General features: G+C 63.4%; 20 protein-coding genes. 11 read left to right on the forward strand and 9 right to left on the reverse strand.

Annotated elements, in window-relative coordinates; all coding sequences use genetic code 11:
- Positions 1-2: 2 nt before the first annotated feature.
- Positions 3-2,417 carry a penicillin-binding protein 1A gene (locus C8C98_RS03905; protein WP_121453213.1) on the forward strand — a complete coding sequence of 805 codons (2,415 nt, stop codon included), beginning with the start codon at positions 3-5 and terminating at the stop codon, positions 2,415-2,417.
- Positions 2,418-2,524: 107 nt separating this feature from the next.
- On the opposite strand, the gene cyaY is transcribed toward C8C98_RS03905, so the two are convergent.
- Positions 2,525-2,857: an iron donor protein CyaY gene (gene cyaY, locus C8C98_RS03910; RefSeq protein WP_121453214.1), complete on the reverse strand. Its 333-nt coding sequence runs from the start codon at positions 2,855-2,857 to the stop codon at positions 2,525-2,527.
- 12 nt (positions 2,858-2,869) lie between these two features.
- On the opposite strand from cyaY, the gene C8C98_RS03915 reads away from it, so the two are divergent.
- Positions 2,870-3,055 carry a lipoprotein gene (locus C8C98_RS03915; protein ID WP_121453215.1) on the forward strand — a complete coding sequence of 62 codons (186 nt, stop codon included), beginning with the start codon at positions 2,870-2,872 and terminating at the stop codon, positions 3,053-3,055.
- Positions 3,056-3,166: 111 nt separating this feature from the next.
- On the opposite strand, the gene C8C98_RS03920 is transcribed toward C8C98_RS03915, so the two are convergent.
- A complete protein-coding gene (locus C8C98_RS03920; RefSeq protein WP_233574442.1) occupies positions 3,167-6,364 on the reverse strand; it encodes a di-heme oxidoredictase family protein in 3,198 nt (1,065 codons plus the stop codon).
- Between the two features lie 471 nt (positions 6,365-6,835).
- Between C8C98_RS03920 and C8C98_RS03925 the strand changes: the two genes are divergently transcribed.
- From C8C98_RS03925 to C8C98_RS03955, 7 genes are all read left to right on the forward strand, one after another.
- Positions 6,836-8,122 (forward strand): acyl-CoA dehydrogenase family protein, encoded by a 1,287-nt coding sequence (locus C8C98_RS03925; protein WP_121453216.1) that lies wholly within the window; start codon positions 6,836-6,838, stop codon positions 8,120-8,122.
- Between the two features lie 24 nt (positions 8,123-8,146).
- The gene (locus tag C8C98_RS03930) at positions 8,147-9,604 is read left to right on the forward strand and encodes an LLM class flavin-dependent oxidoreductase (protein ID WP_121453217.1); all 1,458 of its coding nucleotides are present in this window, start codon (positions 8,147-8,149) and stop codon (positions 9,602-9,604) included.
- Complete coding sequence (locus tag C8C98_RS03935) at positions 9,601-10,413, forward strand: MetQ/NlpA family ABC transporter substrate-binding protein (protein WP_121453218.1); 813 nt, start codon at positions 9,601-9,603, stop codon at positions 10,411-10,413. Before C8C98_RS03930 ends, C8C98_RS03935 begins: the two co-directional genes overlap by 4 nt.
- Before the next feature lie 44 nt (positions 10,414-10,457).
- The gene (locus tag C8C98_RS03940) at positions 10,458-11,294 is read left to right on the forward strand and encodes a MetQ/NlpA family ABC transporter substrate-binding protein (RefSeq protein ID WP_121453219.1); all 837 of its coding nucleotides are present in this window, start codon (positions 10,458-10,460) and stop codon (positions 11,292-11,294) included.
- Positions 11,295-11,384: 90 nt separating this feature from the next.
- On the forward strand, positions 11,385-12,539 hold the full coding sequence (locus tag C8C98_RS03945) for an ATP-binding cassette domain-containing protein (RefSeq protein ID WP_121456006.1): 1,155 nt from the start codon (positions 11,385-11,387) through the stop codon (positions 12,537-12,539).
- Positions 12,532-13,185, forward strand: coding sequence for a methionine ABC transporter permease (locus C8C98_RS03950; RefSeq protein WP_121453220.1), 654 nt, complete (start codon positions 12,532-12,534; stop codon positions 13,183-13,185). Before C8C98_RS03945 ends, C8C98_RS03950 begins: the two co-directional genes overlap by 8 nt.
- Positions 13,186-13,317: 132 nt before the next feature.
- The gene (locus C8C98_RS03955; RefSeq protein ID WP_121453221.1) at positions 13,318-13,629 is read left to right on the forward strand and encodes an HU family DNA-binding protein; all 312 of its coding nucleotides are present in this window, start codon (positions 13,318-13,320) and stop codon (positions 13,627-13,629) included.
- 301 nt (positions 13,630-13,930) lie between these two features.
- Here the strand turns inward: C8C98_RS03955 and C8C98_RS03960 are convergent, their stop codons facing one another.
- The 7 genes from C8C98_RS03960 to C8C98_RS03990 all read right to left on the reverse strand — a co-directional run bounded on the left by C8C98_RS03960 (position 13,931) and on the right by C8C98_RS03990 (position 19,209).
- Entirely contained in the window at positions 13,931-14,287 is a 357-nt protein-coding gene (locus C8C98_RS03960; RefSeq protein ID WP_233574444.1) for a cytochrome C, read from the reverse strand.
- Between the two features lie 83 nt (positions 14,288-14,370).
- Positions 14,371-14,592 carry a hypothetical protein gene (locus tag C8C98_RS03965; protein ID WP_121453222.1) on the reverse strand — a complete coding sequence of 74 codons (222 nt, stop codon included), beginning with the start codon at positions 14,590-14,592 and terminating at the stop codon, positions 14,371-14,373.
- A gap of 152 nt (positions 14,593-14,744) precedes the next feature.
- The gene (locus C8C98_RS03970; protein ID WP_121453223.1) at positions 14,745-15,248 is read right to left on the reverse strand and encodes a DUF1269 domain-containing protein; all 504 of its coding nucleotides are present in this window, start codon (positions 15,246-15,248) and stop codon (positions 14,745-14,747) included.
- Positions 15,249-15,262: 14 nt separating this feature from the next.
- A complete protein-coding gene (locus C8C98_RS03975) occupies positions 15,263-15,916 on the reverse strand; it encodes a BON domain-containing protein (RefSeq protein WP_121453224.1) in 654 nt (217 codons plus the stop codon).
- A gap of 596 nt (positions 15,917-16,512) precedes the next feature.
- On the reverse strand, positions 16,513-17,448 hold the full coding sequence (locus C8C98_RS03980) for a methylglyoxal synthase (protein ID WP_233574445.1): 936 nt from the start codon (positions 17,446-17,448) through the stop codon (positions 16,513-16,515).
- Between the two features lie 533 nt (positions 17,449-17,981).
- On the reverse strand, positions 17,982-18,302 hold the full coding sequence (locus tag C8C98_RS03985; protein ID WP_121453225.1) for a chaperone modulator CbpM: 321 nt from the start codon (positions 18,300-18,302) through the stop codon (positions 17,982-17,984).
- The gene (locus tag C8C98_RS03990) at positions 18,286-19,209 is read right to left on the reverse strand and encodes a DnaJ C-terminal domain-containing protein (RefSeq protein WP_121453226.1); all 924 of its coding nucleotides are present in this window, start codon (positions 19,207-19,209) and stop codon (positions 18,286-18,288) included. Before C8C98_RS03990 ends, C8C98_RS03985 begins: the two co-directional genes overlap by 17 nt.
- Before the next feature lie 165 nt (positions 19,210-19,374).
- On the opposite strand from C8C98_RS03990, the gene C8C98_RS03995 reads away from it, so the two are divergent.
- Together C8C98_RS03995 and C8C98_RS04000 are read left to right on the forward strand one after the other, a co-directional pair.
- Positions 19,375-19,959 carry a YSC84-related protein gene (locus C8C98_RS03995; protein ID WP_121453227.1) on the forward strand — a complete coding sequence of 195 codons (585 nt, stop codon included), beginning with the start codon at positions 19,375-19,377 and terminating at the stop codon, positions 19,957-19,959.
- A 31-nt stretch (positions 19,960-19,990) separates the two neighbouring features.
- Positions 19,991-22,831, forward strand: coding sequence for a cation-translocating P-type ATPase (locus tag C8C98_RS04000; protein ID WP_121453228.1), 2,841 nt, complete (start codon positions 19,991-19,993; stop codon positions 22,829-22,831).
- The last annotated feature ends 14 nt before the right edge of the window (positions 22,832-22,845 follow it).

The raw sequence follows: 22,845 nt of genomic DNA on the forward strand, positions 1-22,845 counted from the left end.
ATATGACGCCCCCCTCTCCTGACCAGTCCCCCCAGCAAAAATCGTCCAATAGAAGCGCAGGCAGCCGATGGTTGAGTGTCATTCTGAAAATTCTGCTTTGGTGCGCAGGCCTTGCCGCCGCTGCCGCCTTTGGCTTGGCTTTGACCATCGCCATAGCGCTGGCCGTGGCCTACCCCAACCTCCCCGATGTGTCTGACTTGGCGGACTACCGCCCCAAGCTTCCGCTGCGGGTGTTCTCCTCCGAGGGAGCCTTGCTGGGCGAGTACGGTGAGGAGCGGCGAAATCTCACGCCGATCCAGGAAATTCCGCAGGTGATGAAAGACGCGGTGCTCGCCATTGAAGACACGCGCTTCTTCCAGCATGGCGGCGTCGATTACAAGGGCATGGTGCGCGCGGGTCTGGCCAACATGGGCCGGGTAAAAAGCCAGGGAGCATCCACCATTACCATGCAAGTGGCCCGAAATGTTTACCTGTCCTCAGAAAAGACATTTACTCGCAAAATTTACGAAATATTACTCACATTCAAACTGGAGCACATGCTCTCCAAAGATCAGATTCTTGAGATTTACATGAATCAGATTTATCTGGGTAACCGTGCCTATGGTTTTTCTGCTGCGGCTGAAGCCTATTTTGGCAAACCGCTGAAATCCATTTCGATTGCGGAAGCCGCCATGCTCGCGGGCCTGCCCAAAGCGCCATCGGCCTACAACCCTATCAGCAACCCAAAGCGGGCTCGATCACGGCAGCTCTACATCATTGAGCGCATGGAAGAAAACGGGTTCATCACAGAACAAGAGGCAGTGGATGCCAAGAAGGAAGAGCTCAAGATCCGTTCCGGGCTGAGCAACACCCGCGTGCACGCTGAATACGTAGCCGAGATGGCACGCCAGTTGATCTTCACCCAATACGGTAACGAAGCCTACACACGCGGCTTGAACGTCTACACCACACTGAACGCGGGCGATCAGGAAACGGCCTACACGGCCCTGCGCCGCGGCATCATGGACTATGAACGCAGGCAGCAATACAGGGGGCCCGAGAAGTTTGTCTCGCTTCCTGCGGGCACTGGCCAGGACGTTGAGGAAGCCATCGACGATGCGCTGACCAACCACGTGGACAACGGTGACGTGCTGGCGGCAGTGGTGCTGGAGGCATCCGCCAAAAAAGTGGTGGTGGCCCGCGGCAATGGTGATGCCATTGAAGTGACGGGCGATGGACTCAAGCCCGTCCAGTCAGGCCTCAGTGACAAAGCGCCGCCCAACATCAAGATTCGCAGGGGCGCAATCATCCGGATTGTGAAGACACCCAAAAACACCTGGGAAATCACCCAGCTGCCTGAAGTAGAAGGCGCGTTCGTGGCGGTCGATCCACGCTCCGGAGCCATCAAGGCCCTGGTCGGTGGCTTCGACTTCGACAAGAACAAGTTCAACCACGTCTCACAGGCCTGGCGCCAGCCTGGCTCCAGCTTCAAGCCATTCATTTATTCAGCATCTCTGGAAAAAGGCTTCACACCCGCCACAGTGATCAACGACGCACCCCTGTTCTTCGATGCGGGCGTGACGGGCGGACAGCCCTGGGAACCGAAAAACTACGACGGTAAGTACGACGGACCCATGACCATGCGCACGGGCTTGGCCCGCTCCAAAAACATGATCTCGATTCGGATCTTGCAAGCCGTCGGCCCCAAGACGGCGCAGGAGTGGGTTTCGCGCTTCGGCTTTGATCCCGAGAAGCACCCCGCCTATCTGACCATGGCGTTGGGAGCAGGCTCGGTCACTCCACTACAGATGGCGTCGGCCTACTCGGTCTTTGCTAATGGCGGCTACCGCATCAACCCCTGGCTCATCACCAAGGTGACCGATCACAAGGGCCGCGTACTGTCCGAGACCACAACGCCCGTGCTGGAAGAGCAAAACCGTGCCATCGATGCTCGCAATGCTTTCGTCATGAACAGCCTGCTGCAAGAGGTGACCCGCTCTGGGACCGCTGCCCGGGCGCAAGCCACGCTCAAACGGCCTGACTTGGCAGGCAAGACCGGAACGACCAATGATTCGGTGGACGCTTGGTTTGCGGGCTATCAGCCGACCATGGCGGCAGTGACCTGGATTGGCTATGACACCCCGCGCAATCTGGGCAGCCGCGAAACAGGCGGTGGGCTGAGTCTGCCGGTGTGGATCAGCTTCATGGAGCGCGCACTCAAGGGAGTCCCGGTCTCAGAACCCAAGGTACCCACAGGATTGGTGAACATGGGCGGTGAATGGTTCTACGAAGAATATGCCCGCAGCGGTGTTCCAAGCGTCGGGCTGGAAGACCGCAACCCATCTGCAGCGCCCGCTACGGGCCCCGCCGCTGCATCCGCAGCGCAGCCTCCTGTAACCGAAGAGCGCAAACGCATTCTCGATTTATTCCGCAATTGAGAAAGGGCCAGGGAATACTCTTCCCGGCCCTGTCAATCCGCTGCGCACAACGGCACCACCCAAGGCAAGGCCCCATGTTCACGCGGGGCCTTTTGCATAGAGAGCGACTAATCCTGCTGAAACGCCAAGCGCATTCCTGCTTGCGCAGAGGCATCGCGGCTCAGGCATGCGAAGAACTCGCCATCGCCCTTGGTATCTTGCCAAACACTGCCATCGTGGCGGTAGTGATAACCACCCGACTTGGCAGCCATCCAGACCTCGTGCAGCGGCTTTTGCAGGTTGATGACGATCTGGCTGCGGTTGGGGAACGTCAAGGTAATCATCCCGCCCGACCGCTGGTTGTCGATGTCCGCATCTGAGGTTTCGTTGATCGAGTCACAACTGCGCTCGACTGCGCGCAGGAGCTTCTCGGCGATATCCATGAATTCAAGATCGGTCATTACAATTCGCTCATGTTGAAAGCAACCCAAATTCTAGTCAGGGTCATTGTCCTTGCGGGCAGTGCGGCAGCCTTTGTGGGCTGCGGGCAGCGCGGGCCGCTGTATCTTCCCAGTGCGCCAGAAGCCCAGCAACGCGCCACGCTGCCTGAGACGCTGAATCCAACTACCAAGTCCGACGCGGAAAAGCCCGCCAAATAAGCGCCCCACTCAGCCCCTCAACAAAAAAGCCCTGCCCCTCACATCGAGGGACAGGGCTTTGCTGTTGGCGCAGCGGACTCTACAGCGGCGGCACTCTGGGGATGCCCGTTCTCACAGCGACCTCAGAAACGCCAGCAGCGCGTCCCTGTCCGCCGTTCCGAGCTTTTCGAAGCGCTGCCGTGCACGCTCGGCCTCGCCACCATGCCAAAGGATCGCCTCCGTCAAAGTGCGGGCACGGCCGTCGTGCAAATAGCCTGCCTTGCCGCCGTTGCCCATCACTTTGTCGGAGTAGCCAATGCCCCACAGCGGCGCGGTGCGCCACATGGCGCCCTGTGCTTGCCCTTCTGCGTACCGGTCGGCCAGGTCCGCCCCCATGTCGTGCAACAGCAGGTCGGTGTAGGGGCGAATGGTCTGCCCTCTCAGTTCCGCCATCAGATGGCCCGTGCCCGTTTTCATCTCAGCTGCGTGGCATGCGGTGCAGCGCACCGACTGGAAGATTTTGGAGCCCAAAGTCACCTGGGCAGAATCCACGCGGTGCTCGTCCAACGGCGCTACGCCTTTGGGGAAGCCACTGGGCAAACTGCGCTGGGCGGGTACGGCCACCAGGGCCAGGTAGTTGGAGATGGATTGCAGATCCGCTTCAGAGATACCACGCTCCGCTGCCCCAAATTTGCAGGTGGCAGCCCCACCCACACAAGCGCGCTGGGGGTACACCGGCGAGGTGACGGACATGTCCAGCACCAGCGCCGCTGCCGCCTGGTGGCGCAGGCTCGCCTTCGATGCCTTCCAGCCAAAACGGCCCAAGCGGGTCTCGCCCGTCTCGGGGTCCAGCACGTAATTGGCAACCCCCTTCACACCGTCCTCGTCCGGCGCACTGCGCACCCGTGCCAGCACATCGGCCTCTGGGATAGCCTCCAGCAGCCCGCCACCCAACATAGGCTGCGCGGCCCGCAAGGAATAAACCTCAGGCACCGGCCCATCGAATGCCAGCGTCGGCTTGGACAACTCCACCAACAGCCCATCGGCCAGACGCACCGTGCGCTTTTGAAAGCCTGACACCCGCACACCGTTGCCCCAATCGCGCTTACTGCCACCGGCCGCTACCGCATTCATCTGGATGGCGGCGCCATACACCGGGTGCGTCAACTGCTGCCCATTGGCGCCCAGCGAAGCTGTGCGAATGGCCATCTGATCCAGACGCTGGTTGGCAGCCATGGGCGCGGGGCTGCGGCCATTGTTGACGTGGCAAGCGATGCAGGCCGATTGATTAAAACGTGCGCCCTGCAACCCCACCGCCGCGGCATAGCGGTCGTTGCCCGGCTCGTTGTGGTCACCGGTGGTGAAGTTCGTGTGGAGGATGCGCCGCCCCTCCACAAACCGCTGCATGTTCTGCATGCCCGTGTGGTTCTGGGGCTGCTGGAACATCTGGTCGCCATTGTCCGAATAGTTGTACGACACAGACCCGAGCCCCCCGGTGAGGGTGTCTGCAGGCAACGGAACCGAGTTCAGCCGAGGCTGCACGCCATACCAGGGCACCAGCCCCGTGCCCACCACATAGACCCATTCGCCCGAGTAGTAACGGATGCCACCATCGTCCCCCCGTGCGGCCATGGCCTCCCGCGTAGAGAACATGGAGGGCGCCACTTCAATCACATCCCCCACCACCAGCGAACGGGCGGGCACGTTCTTGCCGTTGGGAAAGCCATCGGCATCCAACGCACTGTGGCCCGGGTAATTCTTGATCAGCAACGAGCAAATCGGGTTGCCCAGCTTGCCGTTGGCCGGGTATGGCATGGGAGGGCAGATGCTGGGGGTTCCCACCACCTCGCCGGGGTTCATCCATCCGTAGCCCGTGACCCCCACCCGGTCAAAGCCCCGGAAGAACGCAATGCCGCCCACCAAAAAATCCACCGTGTTGAACTGGTTGACCTGCAAGGTCGGCTTGGTCACGCCCGGCACACGGCTGTTGTCCAGAATCTCCAGGCCCCAGGTGCGGTTCTTGAAATACTGCGGAACAAAGGGCAGATAAGCACCCGGCCCCTTGTCGCGCGGCGCGCCGGTGGCTGCGTCCACCGTTTCATTGGGGCCGTAGCCCACCTCGTTCCACTCCTCACCGCGCTCACGGCCATGGCGCCCCATCGCACGGGCACCAAAGCGCGTCACCAGCGTGCCATCGGCCAGCTTGAACTGCAAGGTCTCCAGCGGCTCCTGCGCCTTGGGCAGCGGCACCACGCCCGCACCGTTGGCCGGGAAGGCCAGCGCCACCGGGGTCACGGGGGCAATGGTGTTGTCGCTGCCCGGCGCCTTGAACTCCACCTCCAACAACGAATAGCCATACTGCGTCGCACGCGCCACCCCGCGGATGCGGACAAAGCGGGTTTTGGCCCCCAGGTTCAAAAATTCCTCGGTGCCGCCCGTGCCCTTGCCCACATAGCGCAGCGGCGCCCACGATGCGCCGTCGTCCGAGGTCTCGATGGCGTACTCCTTGGCATAGGCGTTCTCCCACACCAGCTTCATGGCGCCCAGATAGACCACCTGGCCAAAGTCAAACTGGATCCACGAGTTGTCTTCAAACTTGCTGGCCCAGCGCGTGCTGGCATTGCCATCCACCGCCATGGCTGCCGCCGTGCCACCGTTCTCTGCCGACGACGCTGTGACCGCCACAGGCCTGAGCGCGGCCCCAGGGCGCGTCAGCACATCGGGCGGCAGCGTGGGGTCGGTGGGAGTGGTTGGCACCGGAGTGGGCACTGGCGCCACCTGCCCGCCTGAGAAAACGCTGATCTCGTAAATCGAATACCCGTACCCCCCGGAGCGCTTGACGCCCTGCATGCGCAGGTAGCGCCCGCTGGCGGCCAGACCGCTCCAATCCTCCACACCGCCCTGCCCCGACGTCACGGCCTTCACCGTGGTCCAGGTGACCTGGTCGTTAGACACCTGCAGCAGGTAGCTGCTGGCGTAGGCGGCCTCCCACTGGATCTTCACGCGGTCGATGGCCACCGTTTTTCCGAAGTCCAACACCAAAAACTGGTTGTCTGAAAAGCTGCTGCCCCAACGGGTTGCCGGGTTCTTGTCGATTGCCGCCGCCGCTGACAAGTCGCCCCGCTCCGCCGAGCTGGCCGTGGCTTGCATCGCCACCAGCTCCACCTCGGCCGTTGCCGCTTTGGCCTGCGCCGTCACCGCCTCTACGGCCTGGTTCGCATCGGCCACGCCCGACTGTGCGCCATCGCCTCCGCCGCACCCAGCGGCCAACAACGCCAAAGCCTGCGCAGCCACCGCCCAGCGGTGCCTGCGAAATACGGAATACATCATGGGAAATCCCTCTCTCTCTCTGCGTTTTTGAATACAGCGCCAGCCCATCAGGCCCCACGGCATGCGCCTTGTTGGTGTTCCCCCTGCGGGGATTGGGAGCCCCCCGATTACAGCAACGCAGCCCCATGAAAACTGCTGGATTTTGTAAACAGCCTGCGCGCCTGGTTCGTGCCACGCCGCGCCCCTTTTGCGACTCACCCACCGTCAGAGGTCTGCACGCAATTAACGCCTTCCCAAGCATCAATTGCTATTATTTTTATAGCTTCTTGCGCTTATTTATCAAGCGCTAGAGCCACTTTCTCATCAAAGACTCTTCTCAGAATGCCCTACCGGGACCAACGCTGCGACCAGGGTTTGACAGGGCAGGCAGCCCCAGCGTCGGGCTCCACATATGGATAGACGGAATGATTCATTGGCGCGCAGGCCAGGTCGCTGGATCATCGACCGACCCTTTCGATCCCTCAGCCCGCCATGAGCCACACCAGCACCACCGCAGACCGCGCATCGTCCACTCCCACAGCTCTTCGCGCCGCCCCGGCTACGGCAGAGTCCGGCTTTGTCCCGCACCGCACCGGCGTGGTGCAAGTGCCCGGCGATGCCGCCGAACTGCGGGCACGCATCAAGGTGCTGCTGCCCGAAATCGCTGCGGGTGCATCCCACCGCGAACGAAGCAGGCAACTGCCCTACGCCTGGATACGTACGCTGGCCGAGGCAGGCCTGTTCAGCCTGCGCATCCCCCACCAACACGGGGGTCCTGGGGGCACGGTGCGCGACCTGTTCGAGCTGCTGCTCGATATTGCCGCCGCCGACTCCAACATCGCGCAAGCCCTGCGCCCCGGCTTTGGCTTCGTCGAAAGCCTGCTGGCTGCGGGCGATGCCGCACAGCTACAGCACTGGCTGCCCCACCTGCTGGACGGCGAAATCTTTGGCAACGCAGGGTGGGAGCGTGGCGACCCCAATGGGCAAATCACCGCACGCATCACCCAAGACCCACACACAGGCCAGCGGCACATCACCGGCACCAAGTTCTACAGCACCGGCGCGCTGTATGCCGACTGGGTCAGCTCCTTCGCCCTGGACGACAGCGGCCAGGAGACCGGCTTTGTCGTGCCACGCGCGCGCCCTGGCCTGGACCTGGTGGACGACTTTGACGCCATCGGCCAGCACCTCACAGCCAGCGGCACTACGGTGTTCACACAGGTCGAAGTGCAACCGCAAGAGATTCGCCCCTCCATGCCCCGCGACCGGCGCTCGCCCCTGCCCCCGTACTACCAACTGGTGCTGGCTGCGGTGGAGGCCGGCATCGCCCGCAATGCGCTCAACGACGCCATCGCCTTCACCCGCGAGCACGCCCGCCCGATCAAGCACAGCACGGCCACCCGCTCGGTGGACGACCCCTATGTGCAAGAGACCGTGGGCCAGATTGCCGCGCAGGCCTATGCCGCCGAAGGCGCCGTGTTGCGCGCCGCCCTGGCCATCGATGCCGCCTGGCAAGCGGGGTTGACGCAAGAGGCCCTCACCACCGCATCCATCGAGGTCGCCCAGGCCCAGCACTTTGCCGTGCAGGCAGCCTTGAAGGCCGCAGAGCTGGTGTTTGACGTGGCTGGCGCCACCGCCACGCTGCGCACCCACAACCTAGACAGGCACTGGCGCAACGCGCGCACCGTGGCCAACCACAACCCCCGCCAATGGAAGGCAGCAGCCGTGGGCAACTGGCTGCTGACCGGCACACAGCCCCCCACATCCGGCCTGTTTTGACGCCTCTCGCACCACCACAACCCCATGAGCCACTCACCGACCATCCGCCAACGCAAGCCCATCGTCCTGAACGCGTTCAACATGAACTGCGTGGGGCACATCAACCATGGCCTGTGGACACACCCGCGCGACCGTTCCACCGAGTACAACACCCTGCCCTACTGGATCGACCTGGCCCGCACCCTCGAGCGCGGGCTGTTCGACGGCCTGTTCATCGCCGACATCGTGGGCGTGTACGACGTGTACCAAGCGGGTATCGACCTCACCTTGCGCGAGTCGATCAAGCTGCCGGTGAACGACCCGGTGGTGTTGGTCTCGGCCATGGCGGCCGTCACCCAGCACCTGGGCTTTGGCGTCACCGTCAACCCGACCACCGAGCACCCCTACCTGCTGGCCCGCCGCTTTGGCACGCTGGACCACCTCACCACAGGCCGCATTGGCTGGAACGTGGTCACCGGCTACCTCGACAGCGCGGCCCGTGCCATTGGCCTGCCCCAGCAAATCGGCCACGACGACCGCTACGACCAGGCCGAGGAGTTCCTCGATGTGTTCTACCAGTTGCTCGAAGGCAGCTGGCGCGACGACGCAGTCAAAGCCGACAAGGGCGCGCGCATTTACACCGACCCCGCCGCCGTGCGCAAGATCGCGCACCACGGGCACCACTACCAGGTGGAGGGTGTCAACCTGACGGCCCCCTCACTACAGCGCACGCCCGTGATCTACCAGGCGGGCACGTCCGACCGTGGCAAGGCCTTTGCCGCCCGCCATGCTGAGGCCGTTTTCATCTCGGGCAACAACAAGGCACTCGTGCGCGAGAGCGTGGTCGCCCTGCGGCAAGCCGCAGCGGACGCAGGCCGCGCGCCAGAGGACCTGAAGATCGTGCTGGGTGTAAGCGTGGTGCCCGGCCGCACCGAGGCCGAGGCCCGCGACAAAGACGCCGAGTACCGCCGCTATGCCAACCCCGAGGCTGGCCTGGCCCACTTCGCCGCAGGCACCGGCATTGACTTTGCACGCTATGGGCTGGACGAGCCCATAGCCTATGGCCAGACCAACTCCATCCAATCGGCCGTGGCCCTGGCCAAGCGCCAGGGGTGGACGCGGCGCAGCATGCTGGAGCAATACGCCCTGGGAGGCCGCTACCCCGCCATCGTCGGCACCGGCGACCAAGTGGCCGATGCCCTGCAATCGTGGGTCGACGACACCGGCGTGGACGGCTTCAACCTGACACGCACCGTGGTGCCCGAGAGCTTTGAAGACTTCATCGACATCGTCGTCCCCGAACTGCAGAACCGGGGCCTGCACAAAAGCAGCTACACGCAGGGCAGCCTGCGCCACAAGCTGTTTGGCAAAGGCAACCGCCTGCCAGACCAACACCCTGCGGCCCGCTGGCGGCATGCTGCCCCCGAAGCAGCCAACCCCACAGCCACCGCACACAGCGGCACACCAGCCACCACCCAAACCACGGAAGAGAGCCCCGCATGAACCACCCCACACGCATCCTGAGCACCCTGCTAGCCACCTTAGCCATCACCCTCAGCGCACAGGCACAGACCTTGAAAGTGGGCGCATCCACCGGCGTGCATGCCGACGCCCTGCACGCCGCAGCGGCCGAGGCCCGCAAGCAAGGGCTGGACGTGAAAGTGATCGAATTCACCGACTGGACCACACCCAACGAGGCCCTGGCCTCTGGCGATCTGGACATCAACTACTTCCAGCACCAAGCGTTTCTGGACAACGCCATCCGCCAGCGCGGCTACAAGTTTGATGTGGCCGGCGTGGGCGTGCTGCCCAACATTGGCCTGTACTCCTACAAGATCAAGAACTTCAGCGAACTCAAGGACGGCGCCCGCGTGAGCGTAGCCAACGACCCCGTCAACCAGGCCCGGGGCCTGGGCCTGCTGGAGAAAGCCGGGCTCATCCAGCTCAAGGAAGGCCTGGGCGCCCGAGCCACGGTGAACGACATCGTGAGCAACCCCAAAAAGCTCAAGTTCATTGAAGTGGAAGGCCCCCAACTCGTGCGCGCCATTGACGACGTGGACCTGGCCCAGGGCATCCCCGCGCACTTTGTCTCTGCTGGCAAGCCTGAGGTGGCCAGCAAGGCCTTGCTTTACACCGGGGCCTCGGACAGCTACTACGCCATCCGCTTCGTCACACGCAAAGACAACGTCAACGACCCACGGGTGCGCAAGTTTGTGCAGATCTTCCAGTCCGCCCAAGCCGTGCGCGACCAGACCCACACATCGTTTGGCGGCGACACCAAGCTCTACACACTGGCCTGGCTCAGCAAGTAATGGCACCGCCGCCCCTGCAACAAGCCACACCAAGGAACCCACCCATGCACACCGCCACCCGATGCATCGCCCTGGCCATCGCAAGCGCACTCACCGGCACCCTGCTGGCCACCTGGAGCCTGGCCTCCACCGCACAAACACTCAAGGTCGGGGTCACCCCCGGTGCCCTGGCCGACTCGGTGCAAGTCGCCATCCAGGAGGCCAAAAAGCAGGGGCTGGCAGTGAAGCTGGTGGAGTTCACCGACTGGACCACGCCCAACGAGGCCCTGGCCTCGGGGGACATCGACGTCAACTACTTTCAGCACCAGGCTTTTCTGGACAACGCCATCAAAGAACGCGGCTACAAATTTGGCGTGGCAGGCGTGGGCGTGCTGTCCAACATCGGCCTGTACTCCTACCGCATCAAACGCTTTGAGGACCTGAAGGAAGGCGCCAAAGTGGGCGTGGCCAGCGACCCCGTGAACCAGGGCCGGGGCTTGCTGCTGCTGGAGAAGGCCGGTCTCATCAAGCTCAAAGACGGCGTGAGCACCCGCGCCACCGTCAACGACGTGGTGGCCAACCCCAAGAAGCTCAAGCTGCTGGAAGTGGAAGGCCCCCAGCTGGTGCGCGCCATCGACGACCTGGACCTCGCCCAGGGCTACCCCAGCCACTTGGTGGCCGCAGGCAAGCGCGACATTGCCAGCTCGGCGCTGCTGTACTCCGGCATCTCGGACAACTACTACGCCATTCGCTTCGTGACGCGCCAGGACAAAGTGGCAGACGCCCGGGTGCTGCGCTTCATCCAGCTCTACCAAGAGTCGCCCGCCGTGCGCGAACAGCTGTTCAAGTCCAACGCCAACGACACCAAGCTCTACACGTTGGCCTGGCAACCCAAAGGCTGAAAGCCACCGACGGCACCGCCCCCACACGCACCGCCCCACCGCCCTGAACAGGAGCCACCCATGTCACTGAACCGCATCTTGCTGCCCGGTATGGCGTACTTTCGCGAGCAAAGCCCCCACGCAAAGCCCCCCAGCACCACCCACCTGCCCACACCCCACACGGTGGCCACGGCGTCTCCCGCCCCTGGGGCAGACACCACCGCCGAGCCTCTCCACAATGCCGTCCGGTTTGACAATGTCAGCAAGGTCTACGCCGCCAGCACAGGCGAGGTAGCGGCCCTGCAGGGCATCGACCTGTCGGTGCCTGCGGGCAGCATCTTCGGCATCATCGGGCGCAGTGGGGCGGGCAAGTCCAGCCTGCTGCGCACCATCAACCGACTGGAGAGCCCCAGCACCGGGCATGTGTACGTGGCGGGGCAAGACATTGCCACGCTGGACGAAGACGGGCTGGTGGCCCTTCGCCGGCGCGTGGGCATGATCTTCCAGCACTTCAACCTGCTGTCGGCCAAAACCGTCTTTGACAACGTGGCCCTGCCCTTGCGGGTGGCCGGTGTGCGGCCCGCGCAGGTGCGCGAGCGGGTGAATGAACTACTCCACCTGGTGGGGCTGGGCGGCAAGCAGAACGTATACCCGGCACGCCTGTCGGGCGGGCAAAAGCAGCGTGTAGGCATTGCCCGCGCCCTGGTGCACCACCCCGACATCCTGCTGTGTGACGAGGCCACCTCGGCGCTGGACCCCGAGACCACCCACGCCATCCTGGCGCTGCTGCGCGACATCCACCGCAAGCTCGGCCTGACCATCGTGCTCATCACCCACGAGATGAGCGTGATCCGCGAAATCTGTGACCAGGTGGTGGTGCTGGAGCGAGGGCGCATTGCCGAACAAGGCCCCGTGTGGAAGGTGTTTGGGCAACCCGAGCACGATGCCACCCGCGCCCTGCTGCGCACCGTGGAGCAAGGCCTTCCGCACGATTTGCTGCAAAGCATTCAGCCTGCGCCCCCCGCCACGGGCGAGGCGCTGCGCGTGCTGCAGCTCACCTTCACTGGCGAGGGCGGCATCGAGCCCGACCTGGGCCGCATTGCCGAAACGCTGGGCCACAACGCGCAGCTGTTGCATGGCGGCATTGACCGCATCCAGGGCCATGCCCATGGCCGCCTCATCATCGCCACGCGCAGCAGCGTCCCGGCGCAAACCCTGGTTCTGGGCCACCTGGCCCACCACGCGAAGGAGCTGGGCTATGTCTGACATCATGCTCGAGCGCCTGTGGCTGGCGCTGCTGGACACCATCACCATGGTCGGCGTCTCCGGCGGCATTGCGCTGCTGGCAGGCACACCGCTGGCGGTGCTGCTGGTGCTGACCACCCCCGGTGGCATCCTGCCCTGGCCCCGCTTCAATCGCATTGCCGGGGCCATCATCAACGCGTTCCGCGCCACCCCGTTCATTGTGTTGCTGGTGGCGCTGATCCCGCTCACACGACTCATCACGGGCTCCACTATTGGCCTGTGGGCGGCGGTGGTGCCGCTGTCCATCAGCGCCACGCCCTTCTTTGCGCGCATTGCCGAAGTCAGCCTGCGCGAGGTGGACAAGGGCCTCATCGAAGCCGCACAGGCCATGGGCTGCAGGCGCTGGCACATCGTGCGCCATGTGCTGTTGCCCGAGGCCCTGCCCGGCATCGTCGGGGGCTTCACCATCACCCTCGTGTCCATGATCGGGGCATCGGCCATGGCAGGCGCCGTGGGCGCCGGTGGGCTGGGTGACCTGGCCATCCGCTACGGCTACCAGCGCTTTGACAGCACCGTGATGGTCGCCGTGATCGTGGTCCTCATCGTGCTGGTGAGCCTGGTTCAGTTTGCAGGAGACTTCTGGGTGGGGCGCCTCAAGTCGCGCTGAAGTGCCGTTGACGATGGGGCATTGCCCCCTTTTTTGCCAGAAAATCCGCTGCGATCCTGAGCGCAAGCAACGCAAGCAGCGGCGATTGCGCTATAAACCGGGCATCTTCAACTTTTTTAACCTAGAGCATCTATGAACCGCGCAGAACTCGTTGAAATCCTGGCTTCCAAGAATGACCTGTCCAAAGCAGCTGCCAACGCTGTGTTGGAAACCCTGATCGACACCGTCCAGACTGCCGTCAAGAAGGGCGACGCCGTCCAACTCGTGGGCTTTGGCACTTTCAAGTCCGCCAAGCGCGCTGCACGCACTGGCAAGAACCCCTCCACCGGCGCCGCCCTGAAGATTCCTGCAACCACCGTGCCCAAGTTCGTAGCCGGTGCCAAGTTCAAGGCTGTGGTGGACCCCAAGGCCGCCAAGCGCAAGGCTGAAAAAGCAGCCAAGTAAGCCCTCACCAGCCACAGGCTGGTGCTGCCCAAAAAACCGCCCCAGGCTCGCGCCTCTGGCGGTTTTTTCACGTCCGCTTGAATGGGGCGCAGTGCGCGGGGCGCATGGAATCGTCTGCGCGCAACGCCCCTCAATTGGGGGGAAGCCCCTGAAAGAGCATGAAGAGCGCACCTCGGATGGGGCACGCGGTGGAGATGACGAAAGCGCAACAGTGCCCGCAACGATGGCGAGCGTTTGCTTTCTAGCGCAGCCCCATCCAAACCACCAGTGCGCACGGCGCGATGGTTCGAGCAAAGGAAACCTAAGCGTCTGTGCGCAGACAGGCCTCTACGCCCCTGGGCTTGAGGCTGAACCGATCTGTGGTTTGCGGGAAGTGGTAGATCGTGTCGTTCAGATACAGCGCCACATCCACAATATCGGTATCGCTCCATTGCAGGCCCGCATTGCCCTGCCAACGGCGCACCTGCACCTTGAGTCCATCCCAGCTCTGGGCCATCCGGGCATCGCGCCAGTGGATCTGGGTGGAGTGGCAACCCACGCAGTGCGTGGTGTAGAGCAACTGGCCTATCGTGGGACTTGGCGCACTCTGCACCTGCCCCACAAAGCCCAGACCCCAAAGCACTGCAGCCACCAAATTCCTGCCATTGTTCAAACCCATAGCCATCCTCCGTCATACGTTCAAGCAAAGGACGAACCCATGCAAACGGCTCCCTCGGTGGGAGCCGCCCATAGGTCGCTCCATCAGTCCAGCAGCACCAAAAACCCAAAAGCCCGCGCCTCGTCAATATCTTCCATCGGTATGACTGCGGAACTTTGCGCACTGGCGCCCCAGATAACGTCTACCGAACTACCCGCAAGACGCTCGATCAAGCAAGGGCCGATGGGGACCGTTTGCGTATGCCCCGTGATGGATCGGTAAGCTACTGGCCCAATGACACGGGCCATGTGATGGGTGATGTCCATAGGATCTCCTCTGGGTCTTTTGTACAGTGGCCGCTCAATGCGCAACGCAAGGGTGATCCCCAGCGCATTGCTGCATCGCTGCAGCGGCCAGGCCGAGCCCCACAGCGCAGCAACGCAACGGAAATTGCTCAGCGCTGCGCAGGCGTGGATTTCTAGGCCGTGGCAACCAGCCGGCCTTGTGCCAACGCGCTGCGGGCCTTGTCCTGATCGGCTGCGCTACCGTGCACAACCAGCAGGTACTTGTCCACTTTCAAGGCAGCCTCGTACTTGATGACTTTGTCTTTGGGAACGCCGATCTGCGTCAAGGCCGCACCCAATGCGGAAAGCCCCCCGACAACGGCAGCCCCTTCCAGCGCTCCCACCAGGGTGGCCACAAAAGGTCCGGCCATTCCCACCAGGCCAAGGCCCGGGAATACAAATACCGCGGGTGCCATCAACAAGCCCCAGATCCCGCCCCAGAAGGCCCCTGCGCCGCCCCAGGTCTTGATCCGATCGCCCAGGGTGTAGAACCCTATCGGTCGCTCTTCACTGTGGTACCCCTTGCCAATCAGGGAGAGTTTCTTCATGTCACAGCCAGATTGGCTCAAGGTTCGAATTGCATCTTCAGCGGCGGCGTGGTCATCGAAAACGAAAAAGGATGAGTCAGGATGGGTCATGGTGCGCCTTCGGTTCAGTAAGCCAGACTCATGTTGTCCGTGACATTGCGCACGCCCACACTGCCCCAGGCAGAGCGGTTGGCCAGGTCACGCTCGGCCCAACTGTGCACCGTGCCACTGAGGGTAACGTCACCACCTTTGACATCCACCGTGATCATCCGTGCATCCGCTGAAGCTTGGCGCTTGAGCGCGGCCTCGATGTCAGATTTGACGACGATGGAGGACAACGCGGGTTTGATCACAATGTGGTTGCTGACGCCCGTGACGCCGGACAAGTGGCGCACGCAGTCTGCAGCCTCCTGGCGCTGGTACTGCCACTCCACGTCGCCCGTCAATGTCACCCAGCCGCCCTCCACCATGGCCTTGACAGCATCTGGAGGCACGGCGCTCGTCCAACTCAGGATATGCCCCACCGACTGCGCAATATCGACATCGGTGCGTATACCAACGGCAGACAACTGCACCGTCATATCCACGGCCAGCGCCCTGACGCCGCTCACGCGTTGCGCAGCACGTTCCGCATTCCACTTCTCGACGTAGCTACCCACCTCCCCCGCCAGCGTCACCACCCCGTCCTTCACTTCCACGCCTATCTGGGTAGCGTGCACAGCGGGTTCCCACTTCAGCTCTGCCATCACGTCCTGCTGCAGTTGCGAATCGGTCTTCATGTTCACTACTCCATTCGTTGTAGAGGAGTCAGTGTGTGACGCGCCTGCATACCCGTCTGTTCGGCAACGAACGCAGACGGGACAGGTGCCTACAAAACCAATCCGTGCAGTCCACAGATCCTGCGGCAAGCACGGCACGTGCGTTGCAAGCGGGTGAGCTGTGCACCACAGGCATTGCCAATGGCCCTCGTATGGCAGGGGATGCAGCCCTAACGGGGAGGGGCCAAACACGCGCCTTGCCCCCTCAGGGCGGCTGCATGATGGGTTCGGCATGCACTCACGTGAACCGTTTGCGCGGGGCTTGTCCGAGCGCTGCGCGAGGTCTCGACAAGCTCAGCCCGAACGGATATTTCAATTTGAAAGAGCGTCATCCACCATGTGGCAATCGCTACCAAAAATATAGCTGCCAGCGCTTTATCCAATAGCCTTACAGGCCTATTTCATTGAAATTCCATTGCATGGATTCGGCCCCGCGCAAATACGCACGTTGCACTGAGCCGGGCGGCACCAAGGACCTGAACGCACCCGGCGTGGCCGCCAGTGCCGCCCCTGCCGCACGGGCCAACCAAGGGCAGCCGAAAGCCCAAGGCCCCACGCTACCGCCAGGCCTTCGCCCAAGCGTCGGCCATGTCAAAGGTGTGCAGGCAGGCGGCCTCATCGCCCACCGAGCACACGGCGCGCTCCAGCAGCTGGATATCCGCCTCGTGCTGGCGGGCCACGTGCACGTCTTCAAAAAAGATCACCTTCTGGCAGCGGCGGTCCAGCACCAGCTCGGCAATCTGGGCATCGCCGCCCATGGGGCCGCTGCGAAACGGGTGGACCCAGGGCGTTTCGGCAGGCCAACCCCGGGCCCAGGCCAGTTCATTGAGCTTGCGCCCCGTGGTGCCCGTGGCGTAGCGCACCGGCGTGCGCGACAGCACTTCGAAATGCTGGTCCGCAAACTCCACCATGCGCGCTTTCATGGAGTCGTGCGCAATCAAGGCCAGCGCCTGCTGCGCCAGGGGCCGGATGCTGCCTGCCGTGTCGCCACGCAGCGCAGGGCCACCGGCGTTGGCCCACTCCACCGCCATCCATTCAATGGCCGCAGCCACGGTGAGCAGCAGCGGCTTGCGGTGGGTGACGCACTGGCGCTTGAGCGCCTGCGCCTCGGGGTACAGCGATGATGGGTCCAGCGGGTCCATCAGGTAGACCACACCGGCCAGCTCATCCTCAGGCCGGATGCCCCCAGCCACGCGGGAGACCAGCTTCATCAGCCCGCCCTCGTGCCCATACGGCAGGCGGTGCGGTGCGGGCAAGGTCTGCAGCAAGCCCAGCCGCTCCAGCGCATCGGCAGCCCCACCCACAGCGGCAATGCGCAGTTGCAGGGCCCGCACAGCGGGCTCGCTTGCGTGGGCCCAATGCGCCAAGGCGCAGGTGTGCGCGCTGCTATGCGCGGTGCGGTGCCGCCGGTGCGCCACCAACCCGTAGGTGCGCGGCACAGGTGCGGCCTCGCCAAGGGTGTCGCTGGCGGCCAGGGGTTGGATCGCGCTCATGCGGGCTCTCCCAGAGGGGTCAAGCGCGCGCAGTGTGAAAGCAAGTCTGCGATGCTGGTATCGGGGGGAGTCAGTGGGCCATGGACCATAGTGGCAAGGGCTGCGGCGGCGCGGGTCATGTGCATTAGGGATGGATGATGGGCAAATGCCCGGGTCAAGGAAGGTGCAGCACCGAAGTTACCCGACTTTGCGACCCACCACACGTCCCGTGCTTGCTATGGGCCAGTGATCTCACGCTGCAAGCGCTGCCGCCCTAACTGAGGCCCCAAGCCTCTGGCAGACGGGGCTGCTGATACGGCCTCAAATTCCGCCTGCTTTTCGGACAATATCTACACCCTCATGGGCTGTCGTCGCATCAGAAAAAAGCTGGAGTCGAAGCTGCAATCGCTGATCCCTGCGTTCAGTCTTTTAGCCATATGACCCTACGCGCCCGAGGCATGCACTGAATGCAAGAGTGGATTGCATGGAAAACACTGCTGGCGCCTACAGTGCTGCTTGTCTGCTCGATGCTGAACACGCGCCGCAGCACGCCTTCAGGGACGATACGGTAAGCGCGTTTGGAGCGCTCGCACCTGAATTTCCAGCGCGTCAATGCGAAGAAGGTGCTCTAGCAACAAGCCCACGGTGAACAGATCTAGGTCGAAGTCACAGCGAAGCTGACTGGCCTTGCGCAGCGGCATCACGACCTCGGCACTGAAGACGCAGGCCGTCTCGTCCCGCTGCAACGGTTTCAGCGCACCGACCTCCACCAGTTCCTGAAGCTCTCCTACTTGCAGAGCGCAGACCTCAGCCAACTCGGGCAGGGTCAGCACTCCGTGCGCATCAAGCCAGACTATTTCAGACGTTTCGTGCATGCGGCGACTCCTGTGATGCAGCCACTCGCGGATCAAAGCGCGAGGCTTGGGCAAGCTCGGTGAACAATTGACGCTCACGCTCAGTCAGTGTGGTGGGTACCTCGATCCGCACCGTGGCATACAAGTCACCGCGCCCACCACGGCCATCGGCCAAGCCACGGCCACGCAAGCGCAGTCGCGCTCCGCCGCGCGTTCCTGCCGGCACGGTCAGCAGCACTGGGGCATCCAGCGTCGGCACCTGGATCTCAGCCCCCAGCGTGGCCTCCCAGGGTGTCAGCGCAAGCTCGAAGTACAGGTCATGACGCTCTGCACGGAACTGCCTGTCAGGCGCCAGCGTGAGGTGCAAGTAGATGTCCCCGTCGAGCCCACCATGGCGGCCACGCCCCCCTTTTCCGCGCAGCCGCAGTGTCTGGCCGTCGTGCACGCCAGGCGGGATCGTCACCTCCAGCGTGCGCCGCCCCTGGGCATCGGCAAGGTCCAGGTGCAAGGTGGTGCCACGGTGAGCATCCTGTAGGCTGATCCGGGCATGGGTTTCGTGGTCTTGCCCCCGCACGGTCTCCTGCGCATACCCGTGCCCCTGTCTGCTCGCCATCGCAGCGAACAAGTCAGCCAAATTCATTTCATCAACGTCAGGCTCCTCAGAAGCGTGCGCCTGTTTCCACGGCGGCGACGGCGCGAACTCCTCTCCCGAAGAGTGCTGTCCCAGCGCGTCATAGGCAGCGCGCTTGGCAGGGTTCTTCAAGGTGGCATAGGCTTCGGCGGCCTCTTTGAACAAGGCCTCAGCATTGGGCGCCTTTGACATGTCCGGGTGGTAGCGTCTTGCAAGCTTGCGGTAGGCCTGTTTGATCTGATCGAGTTCCGCATCGCGCGCAACGCCGAGCGTAGCGTAGTAGTCCTTGTATTTCATAGCGCGGCGTAGTCCATCGCCCTAGCTTGGCGGCTGGACCAGCGGGCGTCTGTGCGCTGACGGACAGACGCAGGGCGCCAGAGCCGCCAAGCTGGAGCACAGTGCGCACTGCTCACAAGGCCAGCGCGCCAGCCTCTCGCCATGTGCCCTCTAAGGAACTTCGTTATGACAACCCTCCAATTTCGCCCCTTCGCTGCGGCGGCTGCCCTGGCCATCTGCGGCATCGCCCTCATCGGTTGCACCACCAGCGGCCCGCAGGACCACGCTAGCACCGCATCCTCAAATGCCTCGGTGGATGCGCAGATCGACGCCACGTTGTCCAAGCTATACAGCACCGTGCCGGGTGCGCGTGAGATGGTCGATACCTCCAAGGGCATGCTCATCTTCCCATCCGTAGTCGGCGGCAGCTTTGTGATCGGTGCCGAATACGGACGCGGTGCACTGCAAATCAATGGCCAAACCCAGCGCTACTACAGCATCGCTGGTGGTTCGCTAGGCCCACAGTTCGGCGCGCAGTCCAAGGCGATCATCTACCTGTTTACTACCCAGCAGGCGCTGGAAAAGTTCCTGGCTAGCCAGGGATGGACCGTGGGCCTGGATGCCACCGTGGCTCTGGCCAGCATCGGCGCCAACGGTCACGTCGATACCGCCACCATGCGCGCGCCGGTGGTGGGCTTCGTGCTGGCAAACGCTGGGCTGGAATTTGGTGCATCGATCGAGGGCATGAAAGTCACCGAAAGCCGTATGTGATGCAGCCGCGAGGACGTACACACCCGCCCTCATGAAAGCTCCCACACAGCGCCCCTTGCGCGATCCGTCCCGACTGTCGGCCGCCGCAGTACTCCAGGCCCTGGCCAGCGACGCAGACAAAGGCTTGAGCGCACAGGATGCATCGGAGCGCCTGCGCCAGGACGGGCCGAACCAGTTGCGCGCTACGCCACCGCAGCCCGCCTGGCGCCTATTGCTGTCTCAGTTCAACGACCCGCTCATTTACCTGCTGCTGGGCGCCATCGTTGTTGCGCTGGCGGCATGGAGGATCGATGGCGCAACGGGATGGCCCGTGGATGCGCTGGTGGTGGCGCTGGTGGCTTTGCTCAACGGCGTGCTGGGCTTCGTGCAGCAGGCCAGGGCGCGCCAAGCCGTCGCAGCACTGGTGAACATGACGGCGGTGAGCGCCAACGTCCTGCGCGACGGCCGACTGCAGCGCGTGCGCAGCGAGGATCTGGTGTGCGGCGACCTGCTGGTGTTGGGCGAAGGCGATGCTGTGGGTGCCGATGCACGCTTGACCTGGGCAGCAGCCCTGCGCACGCAGGAGTCCTCGCTCACCGGCGAGAGCCAGGCGGTTCTCAAAGACCCAGCTGCCCTGCAGGCCGACGCGCCCCTGGGCGACCGGCTGTGTATGGTCTTCAAAGGCACCACGGTCGCGCAAGGCACAGGCCGTGCGGTGGTCACCGCCACCGCCATGGACACCGAGATCGGCCACATCGCCCACCTGCTGGACACCACGCAAGAAAAGCCCACGCCACTGCAAACGGAGATCTCCCACATCGGACGCGTGCTGGGCATCGGGGTGCTGGCCATCGCGGCGGTAGTGGTGCTCACCATCGTCCTGATGACACCGCCTACCGACCTGGCCAGCTGGATAGAGGTGCTATTGCTCGGCGTTTCGCTGGCGGTGGCTGCGGTGCCTGAGGGGCTGCCAGCCATTCTCTCGGTGGTGTTGGCGCTGGGCGTGCAGCGCATGGCGCGGCGCAAGGCCATCGTGCGAAACCTCTCTTCCGTAGAGACACTGGGCTGCGCATCGGTCATATGCTCGGACAAGACCGGCACCCTGACCCGCGCAGAAATGAGCATCGAGCGCATCGTGACGGCTTCGGGCGCCACACAGGTCACAGGCGCGGGCTATGCCCCAACGGGCCAGGTGCAATGGCAGGGCACTGCGTTGACAGCAGGCACCCTTTACGATGAGCAGGCCATGGTGCTTCAGGGCGGAAGTCAGGCGGGCAACGCCTCGCTGCTACAGGCACAAGACGGTGCCTGGCAAATCCAGGGTGACCCCACCGATGCGGCCTTCCTAGTGGCGGAGCGCAAGCTGGTTCCCGGAACGACCGTCAGCGAGCAACCCGCGCAACGCGTCACCGAGATCCCGTTCACATCGGAGCGCAAGATGATGTCGGTCATTGTGCGAGATGCCCCACCAGGCACAGGCCTGCGGCTACTCAGCAAGGGCGCGCCGGACGTGCTGCTGGCACACTGCACACACCAGCGCGTAGGCACGGGGCTGCAAGCCCTGAACGCTGCCGCCCGTATGAAAATTCTGGCTGATGTGGATGGGTTGTCAGACGCCGCGTTGCGCCCGCTGGGGGTGGCATACCGCCCGCTCGCGCCGCAAGAAGATGCCCAGTCCGGCGATGCGCTCGAGGTGGGACTGGTTTACGTCGGCACCGTGGGCATGATCGACCCACCACGCGAGGAGGCCATGCTCGCTATCCGAGAGGCCCACCGCGCTGGCATCCGGGTCGTCATGATCACCGGTGACCACCCACGCACGGCGGCGCGCATTGCCACCGACCTGGGCATCGCCAAGACCGGCGAACGGGTGCTTACAGGGCTGGACCTGGACGCTCTGGATGCCAAGGCGTTGGCTGCCGCAGTCCGCGTGACCAACGTGTACGCACGCGTTTCACCGCGGCACAAACTGAGCGTGGTAGCGGCCTTGCAAGCCAGCGGCGAGATCGTGGCCATGACGGGCGACGGGGTGAACGACGCCCCCGCGCTCAAGGCTGCCGACATCGGCATCGCCATGGGTCTGACTGGCACCGACGTGACCAAACAGGCGGCTCGCATGGTGCTGGCCGACGACAACTTCGCCACCATCGTGCAGGCCGTGCGCGAAGGCCGTACGATTTTCGAGAACATCCGCAAGTTCCTGCGTTACCTGCTGTCTTCCAACATGGGAGAGGTTCTCACGGTGTTCCTGGGCGTGGTGGGCGCGGGCGTGATCGGTCTCGTAGACCCGGGCAGCGCCATGGTCTTGCCACTGCTTGCCACACAAATCCTGTGGCTCAACCTGGTCACCGATTCATGGCCTGCAATGGCCATGGGACTGGACCCGGCCAACAGCAATGTGATGGCAAGCAAGCCGCGCCCACGCAGCGAGCGCGTGATTGCTGGCCGCATGTGGATCGACATCTGCGGGATCGGCTTAGTGGTCGCCATGCTGGTGCTACTGACGATGGACCTGTACCTGCCCGGTGGTCTGATCGCGGGGTCACTGGACATCACCACCTCTCGGACGGCGGGTTTCACGGTGCTTGTGATAGCGCACTTGTTCAACTGCTTCAACGCCCGTTCAGCTACCGCTAGCGCCTTCGAGGGGCTGTTCACGAACGTATGGCTATGGGGCGCAGTCTCGCTATCGGCCGCATTGCAGGTTGCTGTGGTACACGTGGGAATACTCAACGTGGCGTTTGGAACGACGCCACTTTCGGCCAACCAATGGCTGACTTGCATAGCAATGGCCAGTGGTGTGCTGTGGTACAGCGAATTGCGCAAGCTATTGGGCCGCTTGCACCACCGATGGTTCCCTAATCAAAGCGAAGGAGAGGGAGCACGGCGGTGAGCACGGCATCTCAA

Origin of the sequence: Acidovorax sp. 106 (genome assembly GCF_003663825.1) — a bacterium.
GTDB lineage: Bacteria > Pseudomonadota > Gammaproteobacteria > Burkholderiales > Burkholderiaceae_C > Acidovorax.

Coding starts and splice junctions, on each gene's coding strand:
- C8C98_RS03905 (WP_121453213.1), top strand. CDS start 3: ATGACGCCCCCCTCTCCTGACCAGTCCCCCCAGCAAAAATCGTCCAAT.
- cyaY (WP_121453214.1), bottom strand. CDS start 2,857: ATGACCGATCTTGAATTCATGGATATCGCCGAGAAGCTCCTGCGCGCA.
- C8C98_RS03915 (WP_121453215.1), top strand. CDS start 2,870: ATGTTGAAAGCAACCCAAATTCTAGTCAGGGTCATTGTCCTTGCGGGC.
- C8C98_RS03920 (WP_233574442.1), bottom strand. CDS start 6,364: ATGATGTATTCCGTATTTCGCAGGCACCGCTGGGCGGTGGCTGCGCAG.
- C8C98_RS03925 (WP_121453216.1), top strand. CDS start 6,836: ATGAGCCACACCAGCACCACCGCAGACCGCGCATCGTCCACTCCCACA.
- C8C98_RS03930 (WP_121453217.1), top strand. CDS start 8,147: ATGAGCCACTCACCGACCATCCGCCAACGCAAGCCCATCGTCCTGAAC.
- C8C98_RS03935 (WP_121453218.1), top strand. CDS start 9,601: ATGAACCACCCCACACGCATCCTGAGCACCCTGCTAGCCACCTTAGCC.
- C8C98_RS03940 (WP_121453219.1), top strand. CDS start 10,458: ATGCACACCGCCACCCGATGCATCGCCCTGGCCATCGCAAGCGCACTC.
- C8C98_RS03945 (WP_121456006.1), top strand. CDS start 11,385: ATGGCGTACTTTCGCGAGCAAAGCCCCCACGCAAAGCCCCCCAGCACC.
- C8C98_RS03950 (WP_121453220.1), top strand. CDS start 12,532: ATGTCTGACATCATGCTCGAGCGCCTGTGGCTGGCGCTGCTGGACACC.
- C8C98_RS03955 (WP_121453221.1), top strand. CDS start 13,318: ATGAACCGCGCAGAACTCGTTGAAATCCTGGCTTCCAAGAATGACCTG.
- C8C98_RS03960 (WP_233574444.1), bottom strand. CDS start 14,287: ATGGGTTTGAACAATGGCAGGAATTTGGTGGCTGCAGTGCTTTGGGGT.
- C8C98_RS03965 (WP_121453222.1), bottom strand. CDS start 14,592: ATGGACATCACCCATCACATGGCCCGTGTCATTGGGCCAGTAGCTTAC.
- C8C98_RS03970 (WP_121453223.1), bottom strand. CDS start 15,248: ATGACCCATCCTGACTCATCCTTTTTCGTTTTCGATGACCACGCCGCC.
- C8C98_RS03975 (WP_121453224.1), bottom strand. CDS start 15,916: ATGAAGACCGATTCGCAACTGCAGCAGGACGTGATGGCAGAGCTGAAG.
- C8C98_RS03980 (WP_233574445.1), bottom strand. CDS start 17,448: ATGAGCGCGATCCAACCCCTGGCCGCCAGCGACACCCTTGGCGAGGCC.
- C8C98_RS03985 (WP_121453225.1), bottom strand. CDS start 18,302: ATGCACGAAACGTCTGAAATAGTCTGGCTTGATGCGCACGGAGTGCTG.
- C8C98_RS03990 (WP_121453226.1), bottom strand. CDS start 19,209: ATGAAATACAAGGACTACTACGCTACGCTCGGCGTTGCGCGCGATGCG.
- C8C98_RS03995 (WP_121453227.1), top strand. CDS start 19,375: ATGACAACCCTCCAATTTCGCCCCTTCGCTGCGGCGGCTGCCCTGGCC.
- C8C98_RS04000 (WP_121453228.1), top strand. CDS start 19,991: ATGAAAGCTCCCACACAGCGCCCCTTGCGCGATCCGTCCCGACTGTCG.